The sequence below is a fragment of the Streptomyces sp. NPDC001787 genome, assembly GCF_040297465.1.
In the GTDB taxonomy this organism is placed as follows: Bacteria; Actinomycetota; Actinomycetes; order Streptomycetales; family Streptomycetaceae; genus Streptomyces.
The window spans coordinates 281,866-294,801 of sequence record NZ_JBEOZE010000005.1 but is presented as its reverse complement, the minus strand read 5'-3'; the positions used below and the strand labels follow the sequence as shown (position 1 = coordinate 294,801).

The window sequence follows — 12,936 nt, the reverse complement described above, 5'->3', positions numbered from 1 at the left end:
AATGACATCCATGGATTTGATGCTTCGCGCATCCGATCGCCGCGCGGCCGATGGATGCGCCGCACCGAGGAGATCCCGTATGCCCGCTCCACGCACCGTCCTGCTCACCGGCGCCGCCGGCGGCCTCGGCACCCTGATGCGGGGGCTGCTGCCCGCGTACGGCTACGAACTCCGGCTCTTCGACATGGCCCCGGTCGAGGGCGAACCCGCCGCGATCACCGCCGACCTGGGCGACAGGGAGGCTCTGCGCGCGGCGGTGCGGGGCACCGACGCGGTCATCCACCTCGCGGGCATCTCCCTGGAAGCCTCCTTCGAGAAGATTCTGCGCGCGAACATCGAGGGGACGTACAACCTCTACGAAGCCGCGCGCGCGGAGGGCGTGCGCCGCATCGTCCTCGCCTCCTCCAACCACGTCATCGGCTACACCCCGCGCCCGGTCCCCGGCGATCCGCTGCTCCCCATCGGCGTCAAGCGCCGCCCCGACACCTTCTACGGCCTGTCCAAGTCCTTCGGGGAGGACCTGGCCCAGCTCTACTGGGACAAGCACGGCATCGAGACCGTCTCCGTGCGCATCGGGTCCTGCTTCACCGAGCCGACATCGGTACGGATGCTGTCGGTCTGGATGAGCCCCGCCGACGGCGCCCGGCTCTTCCACGCCGCGCTCACCGCCGAGGACGTCGGGCACACCGTCGTGTACGGCTCCTCCGACAACACCCGCCTGTGGTGGGACCTGACGACCGCCAGGGCGCTCGGGTACGAACCGAGGGACGACTCGGAGGGCTACGCGGCGGGGCTCATCGCCGAGCAGGGCGAACTGGACCCCGCCAACCCCGACCACGCCCATCTGGGCGGCCACTTCGTGACCGACCCGCCCATCTGGCCGCGCTGATCCCCCACGGGAGCGGCGCGGTCCCCACCGGCGCGGAACGCCGGTCCCCCACCTGCCCGGCACCCGAAAACCGCGGGACAGGACGGCGGGGGCCGGGCAGGATGCGCCCATGCCCAGACCTTCCGGATTCCGGTACGAGCAGCGGGGCGACGCCATCGTCACGATCACCCATCACGGCCGTCCCGCGGGCACCCTGCGCGGCGGCCGGGCGGAGAAGTTCCTGGCGGAGGTGGAGTCGGGGGACGCCCAGCTGGTGATGGCGCGCTGGACGGGCGCGTACCGGCACGGCAATGAGCGCACCGCCCGCGACCACCCCCGCAACCGACGCTGAGCCGGGGACCGGGGCCGCGCCGGGCGGTCCGGGTGGAGGCGCGCGAAGGTGCGCGAAGGTGCGCGAAGGTAAGGGAACGGCAAAGCGGGGTCGTTCGTTACCCGGTGCATGACCGCAATGACCCCCGGCTCGAACATCCCTCTCTCCGCCGCCCGTGTGGCGGTGGACGTCGCCGCACCGGTGCGGCTCGACGTCTCGGGCCTGCTGCTCACCGCCGACGGCAAGGTGCGCTCCGACGACGACTTCATCTTCTACAACCAGCCCTCGGGCCCCGGGGTGACCTACCGCTCCGGCGGCGGTTCCGCGCCCGACGCGATCGTGGTGGACACCGCCGCGGTCCCGCCCGGCATCGAGAAGATCGTCGTCACCGCGAGCCCGGACGCCGCCGGCCAGACCTTCCAGGGCATCGAGCCCACCGCCACCGTGCGCAACGCGGACGACGGCAGTGTGCTCGCCACCTTCACCCCGCCCCAGCTGGGCGCCGAGACGGCGCTGGTGGTCATCGAGATCTATCTGCGCAACGGCGCCTGGAAGGCCCGCGCGGTCGGCCAGGGCTACGCGAACGGACTCGCGGGCATCGCCACGGACTTCGGCGTCTCGGTCGAGGAGCCCGCGGCCCCGGCCGCCGCCCCGGCCGCCCCGGTCGCCCCTCCGGCACCGGTCCCGCCGGCCGCCCCGGTCCCGCACGCCGCCCCGGTGGACCCGCGGATCGCTCCCCCCGCGCCGCCCGCCCCTCCGGCCGCCGCGCCCGCGGGCTCCGGCAAGGTCAACCTCGACAAGGGCCGGGTCAACCTCCAGAAGAACCAGACCGTGTCCCTGGTCAAGGGCGGCCGGCCGCTGCTCTCGCAGGTCAAGATGGGCCTCGGCTGGGAGCCCGCGTTCCGGGGCAAGGACATCGACCTCGACGCCTCGGTGATCGCCTACGGCCCGAACCGCAACCACCTGGACAGCTGCTACTTCGGCAAGCTCTCCATCCTGAACGGTGCGGTCAAGCACTCCGGCGACAACCTCACGGGCGAGGGCGCGGGTGACGACGAGGTGATCGTCGTGGATCTGGGCCGTATCCCCGCCGAGGCCACCGGACTGGTCTTCACGGTGAACTCGTTCACCGGTCAGAAGTTCACCGAGGTCGCCAAGGCCTACTGCCGGCTGCTCGACGCGGCCACCGGCGAGGAGCTGGTCCGCTTCGACCTGACGGGCGCCGAGCCGCAGACCGGCGTGATGATGGCCAAGCTGATCAAGCAGTTCTCCGGTGAGTGGGAGATGACCGCCATGGGCGAGTTCGTGAAGTCGCGCACCGTGCGCGGCATGGTGAAGCCCGCCGCCAAGTCCCTGTAACCCCGGGCCGGGAACAGCCCCCGGCAACCCCCGGCAAACGGCTTCCGGGGCACCTGATGTTCTCAGGTGCCCCGGATCCGGAGGTTCTCCGGGTGGACGCTGCTCGAACTCGTCCGCCCTCTCAGAGCTTGGTCAGCTTGGAGTACGGGCTCAGGATCCTCCCCTGTCGCCCCGAGAAGTCGATGAGGACTGCATCGTTGTCGCCCTCGACAGCAAGGATTCTGCCGAGCCCGAACTGATCGTGCGACACCCTGTCGCCCACATCGAAACATTCGACCGGTGGGGCCGCCTGGGCCGGGCGGTTGAAGGGACTGGAAGGCAGGTGACGCCGGGATCCGGCTGACTGTTTCATTACCTTGAGTATGCGCCCCCGCGACGCCCGACGCCATGCCCGACCGCTTCCGGAGGCCCAGAAGTACCGGATTCGTAATCAGGCGTTACCGGGCCCCGGCGGCGGTTCCACCCGCCTTCGGCAGGCTCGCCGCCCGGAATTCCGCGCCGGAAAGACCCCCGAAGGTGTGGCGTTCTCCACTCCCGGACGCGCCGCGGCCGGTCCGGTTCACCGGTGCGGCAGGCCCCTCCGCCCCGGGCCGCACGACACCATCACCACCGTACGCGAACACGGCGCGACCCTCCGTGAGTACCGGCGGCCTCCCCTCGGCGGCCGGCGGTGCCGGTCAGTGTCCGTTCGGACGGCGCCGCCACGGGCCCGTGATGGCCAGCATGATGCCGGGCGTCTGGATGTTGGCGAACAGCGTCTTCCCGTCGGGCGAGAACGTGACCCCGGCGATCTCGCTGTACGAGGGCTCCTCCTCGGTGCCCGCGTTGAGCTCGTTGCGCGCGATCGGGTACGTGGCACCGCTCTCGGTCGCCCCGAAGAGGTGCTGGACGCCCTCGCCGTCCTCGGAGATGACGATGCCGCCGTACGGCGACACGGTGATGTTGTCGGGGCCGTCGAAGGCGCCGTCCCTGGACGGGTCGGCGTTGACGCCGAGGATCACCTTCAGGGTCACCGTGCGCCGCTTCGGGTCGTAGAACCAGACCTGGCCGTCGTGCTGGACGGGGCTCTCGTCGCGGGCGTACGAGGAGACGAAGTAGGCGCCGCCGTCGCCCCACCACATGCCTTCGAGCTTCCGGGCACGGGTGACCTGACTGTCGGTGAACTGCTTGCGCACGGAGACGGTCCTCGCGTCACGGTCGGGCACGTCGACCCAGTCGACCCCGTACACCGTGCCGACCTTCGTGGCGCGCGACAGGTCGTCGACGAAGCGCCCGCTCCCGTCGAAGCACTTGGTGGCCTGGAGGACACCCGCGTCGTCGGCGAGCGTGCGCAGCTTGCCCCGGCCGTGCTTGAAGCCGTGCGGCGGGACCCAGCGGTAGAGCAGTCCGTTGGGGCCGGAGGCGTCCTCGGTGAGGTAGGCGTGGCCGCGCTTGGGATCGATGACGACGGCCTCGTGCGCGTACCGGCCGAAGGCCTTGACCGGGCGCGGGTCACGGTTGGCGCGCCTGTCGTAGGGGTCGACCTCGAAGACATAGCCGTGGTCCTTGAGCAGACCGTTCCTGCCGGCCTTGTCCTCGGTCTCCTCGCAGGTCAGCCAGGTGCCCCAGGAAGTGCTGCCGCCCGCGCAGTTGGTGGACGTACCGGCGATGCCGACCCACTCGGCGGTGCGGCCGTCGCGACGGGTCTCCACGACGGTGCAGCCACCGGCCGCGACCGGGTCGTAGACGAGGCCCTCGGTGAGCGGGACCGGGTACTTCCACTTGGCGCGGGTGCCGCTCAGCTCGTGGTTGTTGACGAGGAGGGTGACTCCGCGCGGGCCCTCGAAGGCGGCCGTGCCGTCGTGGTTGGAGGGGGTGTACTCGCCCGACTCCAGCTTGGTGACACCGCTGTGGGTGACGATGCGGTACGAGAATCCGGCCGGCAGCGCGAGTATGCCCTCGGGGTCGGGGATCAGCGGGCCGTAGCCGGGCTCCCTGCCGTGACCGTGGCCGTGCCCGTCGTGGCCGTGGCCGTGCCGCGCGTCCTCGGCGGCGAGGGCGCCGGGTGCGGTCGCCAGGGTGCCGACCGCACCCGTCAGGGCGATGCCCGCGCCGGTGAGGGCGGACTGCTTGGTGAATTCCCTGCGCGTGACGGGCATCGGGGCTCCTGGTGCGGCTGGCTGGTGGCTGGCCCGCCCACATTCCCCGCCGTGTGCGAACGCCGGTTGAACAGCGGGCGACTTCGAGCAACACCCTTGCCGTGCGCGGGCCTCCGCGGCCGGGTTTCCCGCAGTTCCGGTGGGCGGGCCCTGATTCCGGCCCCGCCCACCGGGAGCGTCCCGCGCGCTCAGCCGCCCGTGCGCGAGCGGGCCTTGAACGCGGCCTTGCGGGCGTCCTTCGCCGTCTTCTTGTCGCTGTGCAGCCGCCCCATGGCCTCCAGGACATCCGCCGTCGCCGGGTGGTCGACCCGCCAGGCACCGTCGAAGAAGCCGCTGTGCTGCCCGGCGAGACCCTCGACAAGCCCCTGGAGCTCCTCCAGATCGCCGTCCGCGTCCAGTTGCGCGGCGATGGTGTCGATGGCCAGCCAGAAGATCATCGACTCCGGCGGCGCGGGGACGTCGGCCGCTCCGCGCTCCGCGAGCCAGACCCGGGCCAGACCACCCAGCTCCGGGTGGCCGAGCACCGCGCGCACCGCGGGCTCCGCCTCGGGACCCGCCAGCGAGAGCGCCTGCTGGCAGTGCAGCCGGCGCAGCGGCGCCCCCTCGTCCGTGCCGCGCGCCGCCGCCAGCAGTTCGGCGGCGGCGGCCACCGCGCCGTCGGCGCCCCGGTCGCCGAGCCAGAGCTCGACCTCGGACCGGGCCGCCGCCTCCGGGTAGTGGGCGATGCCGTCGAGGAGCACATCGGCGCCCTTGCCGGCGAGGTCGCCGACGGCGGGCGCGTCCACCCCGGCCTCCAGCATCCGGTTCCGGATGCCGTAGAGGCCGAGCGGGGTGAGCTTGACCATGCCGTACCGGGTGACGTCGTCCTCGTCGGCGAGCGCGGCCGGCTGGTCGCCCTGCTCGCCCTCCTCGACCAGCAACGCCTCGTCGACCGGCCGGTATTCGACGATCCCGATGGGCTCCAGCAGCCGGAACTGGTCGTCCAGCCGCATCATCGCCTCCGACACCTGCTCCAGGATGTCGTCGGTCGGCTCGCCCATGTCGTCGGGCACGATCATCGACGCGGCGAGGGCCGGCAGCGGTACGGGCCCGTCGCCCGCGCCGTTGTCCGCGAGGGTGAGGAGGTAGAGGTTGCCGAGGACCCCGTCGAGGAACTCCGCCTCCGCCTCCGGGTCCCAGTCCAGGGCGTCGAAGTCGATCGAGCCGTCCTCGTTGACGAGGTCGGCGAAGTCGTCGAAGACCGGTGCGGTGGCGTCGGCGTGCACCGCTTCCAGGCCGTCGAGCCAGATCGCCAGGACGTCCTGCGGGGAGCCGCCGGTGAGCAGGGCCAGGTTCTCGCCCTCGGTGACGGTCCCCTCGGCCTCGGCGGTGTCCTCGGCGCTCTCCCCGCCCGCCTCCGGGTCCCCGGCGTCCCGCGCCGGTTCCTCGGGGTCGGTGACGTCCAGGAGCCCGGTGTCGACGGCGAGGCGCCACGCCTCGCTGGCGTACGCGGCACCGTCCTCGTCCGGGGTGAGGCCGAGGTGCTCGGCCGCCGCCGGAAGCTGCGCCTCGGCCAGCTCGCCGCCCGCGCCGACACGGGTGGCGGGTCCGGCCCAGCGGGCGAGCCGGACGGCGCGGGCGAGCAGCGGAGCGGCCAGGGCGGCCCGTGCCAGCTCGGCCTCGGAATGCAGCCGCACCGGCGGCAGGGTGGGGCGCTCTGCGGACATCGGGGGTTCTCCTCGGGCGTGCTCGGGCGTACCGGGTGCGTACGCGGCTTGGGCCGACCAAGCGTAGACGCATTTCGTCCCATGCCACCCGGTTCAGGCGGCCTACCACCGCCGTCTCACGGAGAACCTTGACAACTCCGGTACGGACCCAAGAGATTGACGCGCGTAGACGTTGTGCCGCCGAGCCCGCTACGCGTCCTTCCGCACCCTCGAACCCTCCGGAGTCCGTGATGCCAGCCGCATCCTCCCGCACCACCGCCGTCTCCGCCGTCGTCACCGCCGCCCTGGCCGCAGGTCTGCTCACCGGCGCGTCCTCGGCCGTCGCGGCCCCCGACGGCCAGGTCCGTATCCATGACATCCAGGGCACCACCCGGATATCCCCGCTGGCCGGTGCGCAGGTCACCGATGTTCCGGGCATCGTCACCGGTGTGCGCGGCTACGGCTCGAAGGGCTTCTGGTTCCAGGACCCGGACGCCGACACCGACCGGGCCACCAGTGAGGGTGTCTTCGTCTACACCGGCTCGGCACCGGCCGTCGCGGTGGGCGACGCGGTCACCGTCTCGGGCACGGTCGCCGAGTACGTCCCCGGCGGCGCCGCGTCCGGCAACCAGTCGCTCACCCAGATCACCAGGCCCACCGTCTCCGTCGTCTCGTCCGGCAACGCGCTGCCCGCCCCGGTCACCGTCTCGGCGCACTCGGTACCCGCCCGCTACGCCCCGGCGGGCGACCCGGCGGCCGGCGGCTCGGTCAACGGACTCCGGCTCTCCCCGGGCCGGTACGCCCTGGACTTCTACGAGTCGCTGGAGGGCATGAACGTCCGTGTCGGTTCCTCGCGCGTGGTCGGCGCCACCGACTCCCACGCGGAGCTGTGGGTGACGGTCAAGCCGCACGAGAACACGAACCGTCGGGGCGGCACGGTCTACGGCTCGTACACCTCGCAGAACACCGGGCGGCTCCAGATCCAGTCCCTGGTGCCGCTCGCCGAGCAGCCGTTCCCCAAGGCGGACGTCGGCGATGTGCTGGCGGGCCCGACCGAGGGGCCGCTGGACTTCAGCCAGTACGGCGGTTACACGCTCACCGCGCGCACCCTCGGCACGGTCGTGGACCGCGGGCCGGGCCGGGAGCGGACGCGTGCCCAGCGCGACGGGGAGCTGGCGGTGGCGACGTACAACGTCGAGAACCTCGACCCGGGCGACCCGCAGGAGAAGTTCGACGCGCTGGCGGCGGCCGTCGTGGACAACCTCGCCTCGCCGGACATCCTGGCCCTGGAGGAGATCCAGGACGACAACGGCCCGACGGACGACGGCACGGTCTCGGCCGAGCGGACCGTGCGCAGGTTCACCGAGGCGGTCACGGCGGCGGGCGGACCGGCGTACGACTGGCGCTCCATCGCCCCCGAGGACAAGAAGGACGGCGGCGAGCCGGGCGGCAACATCCGTCAGGTGTTCCTGTTCAACCCGGAGCGGGTGTCGTTCACCGACCGCGCGGGCGGCGACGCGACCACCGCGACCGAGGTCGTCCGGGAGCGGGGCCGGGCGGCCCTGACCCTCTCCCCCGGCCGTGTGGACCCGTCGGCCGCCGCGTGGACGGACAGCCGCAAGCCGCTCGTCGGCGAGTTCGCCTTCCGCGGCCGTCCGGTGTTCGTCGTCGCCAACCACTTCTCGTCGAAGGGCGGGGACGAGTCGATCCTCTCGCACCACCAGCCGCCGACGCGCTCCTCCGAGGTCCAGCGGCTGGCCCAGGCGCAGTCGGTCAACACCTTCGTGAAGAAGCTGCTGAACGCGGACAAGCGGGCCGACGTGCTGGTCGTGGGGGACATCAACGACTTCGAGTTCTCCGGTACGACGAAGGCGCTGACGTCCGGGGGCGCGCTGTACCCGGCGGTGAAGTCCCTGCCGCGGCCGGAGCGTTACTCCTACGTCTACCAGGGCAACACCCAGGTCCTGGACCAGATCCTGACCAGCCCGTCGATCCGCGGCTTCGACTACGACAGCGTGCACATCAACGCGGAGTTCGCCGACCAGAACAGCGACCACGACCCGCAGGTGCTGCGCTTCCGCCCGTGAGTGTCACGCCCCTGAGTGTCACGCTCCCGGGGGTCGCTCCCGCGGGTGTCGCACCCGGGGGCGCGCCGCACCGCTATCCGCCCGCGCCGAGGGAGAGCGCGGGCGTGTAGCGGTGCACACCGCCGCCGGTCACCCCGGGGTAGGACTGCACCCTCTCCCACTGGGGCGTCCTCGAACCGACACCGTCGCCGGGTGCGGAGAGCGCGTCGCGGTGCGCCCGCGCGCTCTCCCACTCGGCGTAGTTGAGGACCCGCGTGCCGTCCGTGCTCACATGGAAGTGCCCGGAGATACCGCCCGGGGCGGGCATCGGTTCGGTGCCCAGGGCCTCGAACACCGTGTCCACCCAGTCCCGTTGCCGGGCCGGGTCGGGACCGGCGAACTCCACCCCGACGATCACCACGCACCCGGGCTCGCGGCCGTCGCCCGGGTCCGGGGGCGTGGAGCGGTACAGCTCGTACGTGTGCAGCCCGAGGCGTTCGATGCCGGGCACGGCGGCGTCGACGGCGGCGTTGCGCTCGTCGCGGCCCTCCCGGAAGAAGTCCTGGTAGGCCTGCTCGCCGGACCACTGCGAGTAGTGCAGGAGCGTTCTGCCGTCCTCCCCGGTGTACACGCTGTACGAGAGCAGCCCCGGGTGCGGCCAGTCGCGGCTCCCCCACGCCTCACGGACCGCCTCGACGGTCAGTCGCTGCCGCTCGGGCGTACCGACGTCCCAGGTACTGGCCTTGACGACGCCGGCATCAGAACGCCTGAGGTCGGGCCGGGAGTTGAACTGCGTGGTCATGGTGGTGCTCCCCTCCGGCAGCACCCCGGTGGTGCGCCGTTCCGGTCACCACCGTCGCCCCTCAATCGCGCTTGAGGTCAACAGACACGGCCGGTCCGCCTACCCGCGCCCCGGCGGGGTAGCGGACCGGGATGACTGTCTCCGTGGCCCATCTCAGCGATCCCCACCTCACCTCCGGTGCCCCGGCCGGCGCACCAGCCGCCGGGCTGAGCACCGCCCTGCGCCGGGTGCTGGCCCTGGAGCCCCGCCCCGACTGCGTGGTCGTCACCGGCGATCTGACCGAACACGGCAGCCCCGGGGAGTACGCGGTCCTGCGCGAGGTCATCAACGGGTTCCCGCTGCCGCTGCACCTGGTGGCGGGCAACCACGACGCCCCGGCCGAGCTGGTCGGGGCGTTCGGCGGGACGCCCTTCCTGGGCGGCGGGCAGCTGCCGTACTACGTGGTGGAGCATCCGGCGCTCACGGTGCTGGTCCTGGACTCGAAGGTGCCCGGTTCGGCCGGTGGGCGCCTCGGGCCGGACCAGCTGGCCTGGCTCGACGCGGCACTCGCACACCGCCCCGGGGTGCCCGCCGTCGTCTGCCTGCACCATCCTCCGGTCCCGGTCGGCATCCCGTTCCTGGACGGGATGCGCCTGGCGGACGGCGCGGCCCTGGCCGAGGTGGTCACCGCGCACCCGCAGGTCGTACGGGTCCTGGCGGGCCATGTCCACCGCCCGGTCACGGCGGCGTTCGCGGGCAGCACGGTGGCCGTCGCCCCGAGCACGTACCTGCAGAGCGGTCTGGCCATGGGCGGGGGCGTGCCGGGATATCTGCCCGAACCGACGTCCTTCCTCCTGCATCAGCTCACCGGGGACACCGCCGAGGACACCTGGGTCACCCACGTCGTCCCGGTGAGCCGTACAGCCGCGCCCCTGCTCCGCCCCTGAGCGGCTCAGGTGCTCAGCCGGGTGCGCCAGGCGGTCATGTTCAGCTCGTCCATCAGGCGGATGTCGTGGCCCTCCAGCGGGAAGACGCGGGCCCCGGTGTCCGTGGCGGCGGCGATCTCCAGCGCGTCGCCCTCGATGAGGTCGCCGCCCTCCTTGGTGGAGACCCAGGCGAGGATCGACTTCACGGAGGCGCCGGGCTTCAGCACGACCTCCTTGGGCCCCGGGTCCTGGCCGAAGTAGGAGCCGCCCGGGTTGACCTTGACCGGCAGCCGTTCGCCGTCCTCGCCGAGCGCCTGGACCGAGGGGTAGCCGCGGACGCGGTAGGGCTTGTCGCCGCAGTTGGTGAGCGTGAGCACGACGGCCCGGTGCATCATCGCGGTTTCGACCTGCCCCATGTCCACGACGACACCGGAGGCGGGACAGTCACCGGAAGCGGCGGGCGCGGTGGCGGGGGGACCGGTGACGACGCCCCCGCCGGGTCCGCCGGTCGCCGGCGGGCTCTGCGGTGCGGCGGGCGTCGGCGGCAGCGTGTCGGCGTGCACACCGTGGGGGACCGTGCGCGTGGCGCTCGGTGTCGGTTCCGGCTCACCCTCACCGGCCGGGACGAGGAACCCGGCACAGCCGGTCAGGGTCACTCCCGCCGCCGCCGTCCAGAGGGCCACGACCGCTCTTCGTACCGGCTTCCCCATGCGCCCGCCCCTCGCCCCGGTCCACTCTCGTCCGTCCGTTCGATCATGTCAGACGGCCGGGAGCGGACCGGGACTGTTCAGCACCGCTTGCCCCTCACGCCAAGCAGATCTAAGTGGACCTCCACATCCGCCGGGGCCGACACTTCGGACATGACAGCGACCACGCCACGCCCTTTCGGACGCGCGCTCTGCGCCATGATCACTCCGTTCACCGCCGCCGGTGAGCTGGATCTGGAGACGGCCCGCGCGCATGCCTCCGCGCTGGTCGCGGACGGCTGCGACGGTCTGGTGCTCAGCGGGACCACCGGTGAGTCCCCCACCACGGCCGACGGGGAGAAGACCGCTCTGCTGCGGGCGGTCCGGGAGGCGGTCGGGGACGGGGTGGCACTGCTCTCGGGCGTCGGCAGCGCGGACACCCGGCACACCCTGCGGCTGGCCCGGGAGGCCGAGGACGCGGGCGCGGACGGCCTGCTGGTGGTCACCCCGTACTACAGCCGCCCGCCGCAGGCCGCCGTCGAGGCGCACTTCCTGCGCGTCGCGGAGTCGTCCGGCATCCCGCTGATGCTGTACGACATCCCGGGCCGCACGGGCACCCGTATCGGGACGGAGACCCTGCTGCGGCTCGCGGAGCACCCGCGCGTCGTGGCGGTGAAGGACTGCGCGTACGACCTCCTCGGCTCGACGAAGGTGATGTCGCGGACCTCCCTGGCGTACTACTCGGGGTGCGAGGAGCTGAACCTTCCGCTGTACGCGCTGGGCGGCGCGGGCTTCGTCAGTACGGTCGCCAATGTGGCGCCCCGCCAGATGCGGGCGCCGCTGGACGCGTTCGACGCGGGCCGCACCGATGAGGCGGCCCGGCTGAACGCCCTCACGGTCCGCCTCACCGAACTGATGATGGCCTCCGGTCTGCCCGGAACGGTCACGGTCAAGGCGCTGCTCGCGGCGGGGCCGGTCCGCGAACCGCTGCAGCCCGCCGGGCGCGGGGCGGCCGACGGGCTGCGGGAGGCGTACGAGGAACTCCTCGCCGCTACGCGCTAGTGGTGCGCGGGTTTTCAGTCGGTGCGCGGGGCCTCAGTTGTGCGCGTGCAGGATGTCGTTGAGCCCGTCCCACACCGAGTTGTTCGGGCGGGCCTCGACGGTCCCGGTGACCGAGTTGCGGCGGAAGAGGATGTTCGAGGCACCGGAGAGCTCACGGGCCTTGACGATCTGGCCGTCCGGCAGCGTGACGCGCGTACCGGCCGTGACGTACAGGCCCGCCTCGACCACGCACTCGTCGCCCAGGGCGATGCCGATGCCCGCCTCGGCGCCGATCAGGCAGCGCTCGCCGATCACGATGCGCTCCTTGCCGCCGCCGGAGAGGGTGCCCATGGTGGAGGCGCCGCCGCCGATGTCGGAGCCGTCGCCGATGACGACGCCCGCGGAGATCCGGCCCTCGACCATCGAGGTGCCGAGCGTGCCCGCGTTGAAGTTGACGAAGCCCTCGTGCATGACGGTCGTGCCGGACGCGAGGTGCGCGCCGAGGCGGACCCGGTCGGCGTCGGCGATGCGGACGCCCTTGGGCGCCACGTAGTCCGTCATCCGCGGGAACTTGTCGACCGAGGTGACCTGGAGGTGCAGGCCCTCGGCGCGGGCGTTCAGCCGCACCTTCTCCAGGTCGTCGACGGCGACCGGGCCCAGCGAGGTCCAGGCGACGTTGGCGAGCAGCCCGAAGACACCGTCGAGGTTCTGGCCGTGCGGCTGGACGAGACGGTGCGAGAGCAGGTGCAGACGCAGGTACGCGTCGTGCGCGTCGAGCGGCTTGTCGTCGAGCGAGGAGATGACCGTGGCGACGGCGACGACCTCGACACCGCGCCGGGCGTCCACGCCGAGGGCCTTGGCCGCACCCTCACCGAGCCGGTTCACGGCCTCTTCCGGGCTGAGGCGCTGCGTACCGGCCGGGCCGGGCTCCGCGGCGAGCGCGGGCGCGGGGAACCAGGTGTCGAGGACGGTGCCGTCACCGGCGATGGTGGCGAGGCCGGCGGCGACGGCGCCGGTGGTGCGGGCAGAACCCTGGGAAGTCGTGTCGGTCATGG

At 72.6% G+C, this 12,936-nt stretch carries 12 protein-coding genes; 6 read left to right on the top strand and 6 right to left on the bottom strand.

The features are described 5' to 3' along the window. Positions 1-79: 79 nt before the first annotated feature. The 3 genes from ABT170_RS09920 to ABT170_RS09910 all read left to right on the top strand — a co-directional run bounded on the left by ABT170_RS09920 (position 80) and on the right by ABT170_RS09910 (position 2,558). Positions 80-889, top strand: a complete 810-nt coding sequence (locus tag ABT170_RS09920; RefSeq protein WP_329942342.1) for an NAD-dependent epimerase/dehydratase family protein — start codon at positions 80-82, stop codon at positions 887-889. A gap of 109 nt (positions 890-998) precedes the next feature. Then, a complete protein-coding gene (locus tag ABT170_RS09915) occupies positions 999-1,220 on the top strand; it encodes a hypothetical protein (RefSeq protein WP_351865621.1) in 222 nt (73 codons plus the stop codon). A 108-nt stretch (positions 1,221-1,328) separates the two neighbouring features. Then, positions 1,329-2,558: a TerD family protein gene (locus ABT170_RS09910; protein WP_351865618.1), complete on the top strand. Its 1,230-nt coding sequence runs from the start codon at positions 1,329-1,331 to the stop codon at positions 2,556-2,558. A 121-nt stretch (positions 2,559-2,679) separates the two neighbouring features. Here the strand turns inward: ABT170_RS09910 and ABT170_RS09905 are convergent, their stop codons facing one another. The 3 genes from ABT170_RS09905 to ABT170_RS09895 all read right to left on the bottom strand — a co-directional run bounded on the left by ABT170_RS09905 (position 2,680) and on the right by ABT170_RS09895 (position 6,402). Further along, positions 2,680-2,910 carry a hypothetical protein gene (locus tag ABT170_RS09905; RefSeq protein WP_073720249.1) on the bottom strand — a complete coding sequence of 77 codons (231 nt, stop codon included), beginning with the start codon at positions 2,908-2,910 and terminating at the stop codon, positions 2,680-2,682. Positions 2,911-3,235: 325 nt separating this feature from the next. Then, positions 3,236-4,696: an alkaline phosphatase PhoX gene (locus ABT170_RS09900; RefSeq protein WP_351865615.1), complete on the bottom strand. Its 1,461-nt coding sequence runs from the start codon at positions 4,694-4,696 to the stop codon at positions 3,236-3,238. Between the two features lie 188 nt (positions 4,697-4,884). Then, complete coding sequence (locus ABT170_RS09895) at positions 4,885-6,402, bottom strand: hypothetical protein (RefSeq protein WP_351865612.1); 1,518 nt, start codon at positions 6,400-6,402, stop codon at positions 4,885-4,887. 230 nt (positions 6,403-6,632) lie between these two features. Here ABT170_RS09895 and ABT170_RS09890 point away from each other — a divergent pair, with 230 nt between their 5' ends. Continuing rightward, positions 6,633-8,468 (top strand): DUF8508 domain-containing protein, encoded by a 1,836-nt coding sequence (locus ABT170_RS09890; RefSeq protein WP_351865609.1) that lies wholly within the window; start codon positions 6,633-6,635, stop codon positions 8,466-8,468. 73 nt (positions 8,469-8,541) lie between these two features. Here ABT170_RS09890 and ABT170_RS09885 read toward each other — a convergent pair whose 3' ends face one another. Next, positions 8,542-9,249 carry an antibiotic biosynthesis monooxygenase gene (locus ABT170_RS09885; protein ID WP_351865606.1) on the bottom strand — a complete coding sequence of 236 codons (708 nt, stop codon included), beginning with the start codon at positions 9,247-9,249 and terminating at the stop codon, positions 8,542-8,544. A gap of 131 nt (positions 9,250-9,380) precedes the next feature. On the opposite strand from ABT170_RS09885, the gene ABT170_RS09880 reads away from it, so the two are divergent. Beyond that, a complete protein-coding gene (locus ABT170_RS09880; RefSeq protein ID WP_329942335.1) occupies positions 9,381-10,175 on the top strand; it encodes a phosphodiesterase in 795 nt (264 codons plus the stop codon). 5 nt (positions 10,176-10,180) lie between these two features. Here ABT170_RS09880 and ABT170_RS09875 read toward each other — a convergent pair whose 3' ends face one another. Next, the gene (locus tag ABT170_RS09875; RefSeq protein ID WP_329942334.1) at positions 10,181-10,864 is read right to left on the bottom strand and encodes a DUF4232 domain-containing protein; all 684 of its coding nucleotides are present in this window, start codon (positions 10,862-10,864) and stop codon (positions 10,181-10,183) included. A 150-nt stretch (positions 10,865-11,014) separates the two neighbouring features. Here ABT170_RS09875 and dapA point away from each other — a divergent pair, with 150 nt between their 5' ends. Continuing rightward, positions 11,015-11,902 (top strand): 4-hydroxy-tetrahydrodipicolinate synthase, encoded by an 888-nt coding sequence (dapA, locus tag ABT170_RS09870; RefSeq protein WP_351865602.1) that lies wholly within the window; start codon positions 11,015-11,017, stop codon positions 11,900-11,902. A 33-nt stretch (positions 11,903-11,935) separates the two neighbouring features. On the opposite strand, the gene dapD is transcribed toward dapA, so the two are convergent. Beyond that, on the bottom strand, positions 11,936-12,934 hold the full coding sequence (gene dapD / locus ABT170_RS09865; protein WP_266929655.1) for a 2,3,4,5-tetrahydropyridine-2,6-dicarboxylate N-succinyltransferase: 999 nt from the start codon (positions 12,932-12,934) through the stop codon (positions 11,936-11,938). Between the last annotated feature and the right edge of the window lie 2 nt (positions 12,935-12,936).

Coding starts and splice junctions, on each gene's coding strand:
- ABT170_RS09875 (WP_329942334.1), bottom strand. CDS start 10,864: ATGGGGAAGCCGGTACGAAGAGCGGTCGTGGCCCTCTGGACGGCGGCG.
- dapD (WP_266929655.1), bottom strand. CDS start 12,934: ATGACCGACACGACTTCCCAGGGTTCTGCCCGCACCACCGGCGCCGTC.
- ABT170_RS09890 (WP_351865609.1), top strand. CDS start 6,633: ATGCCAGCCGCATCCTCCCGCACCACCGCCGTCTCCGCCGTCGTCACC.
- ABT170_RS09900 (WP_351865615.1), bottom strand. CDS start 4,696: ATGCCCGTCACGCGCAGGGAATTCACCAAGCAGTCCGCCCTCACCGGC.
- ABT170_RS09920 (WP_329942342.1), top strand. CDS start 80: ATGCCCGCTCCACGCACCGTCCTGCTCACCGGCGCCGCCGGCGGCCTC.
- dapA (WP_351865602.1), top strand. CDS start 11,015: ATGACAGCGACCACGCCACGCCCTTTCGGACGCGCGCTCTGCGCCATG.
- ABT170_RS09880 (WP_329942335.1), top strand. CDS start 9,381: ATGACTGTCTCCGTGGCCCATCTCAGCGATCCCCACCTCACCTCCGGT.
- ABT170_RS09885 (WP_351865606.1), bottom strand. CDS start 9,249: ATGACCACGCAGTTCAACTCCCGGCCCGACCTCAGGCGTTCTGATGCC.
- ABT170_RS09910 (WP_351865618.1), top strand. CDS start 1,329: ATGACCGCAATGACCCCCGGCTCGAACATCCCTCTCTCCGCCGCCCGT.
- ABT170_RS09905 (WP_073720249.1), bottom strand. CDS start 2,910: ATGAAACAGTCAGCCGGATCCCGGCGTCACCTGCCTTCCAGTCCCTTC.
- ABT170_RS09895 (WP_351865612.1), bottom strand. CDS start 6,402: ATGTCCGCAGAGCGCCCCACCCTGCCGCCGGTGCGGCTGCATTCCGAG.
- ABT170_RS09915 (WP_351865621.1), top strand. CDS start 999: ATGCCCAGACCTTCCGGATTCCGGTACGAGCAGCGGGGCGACGCCATC.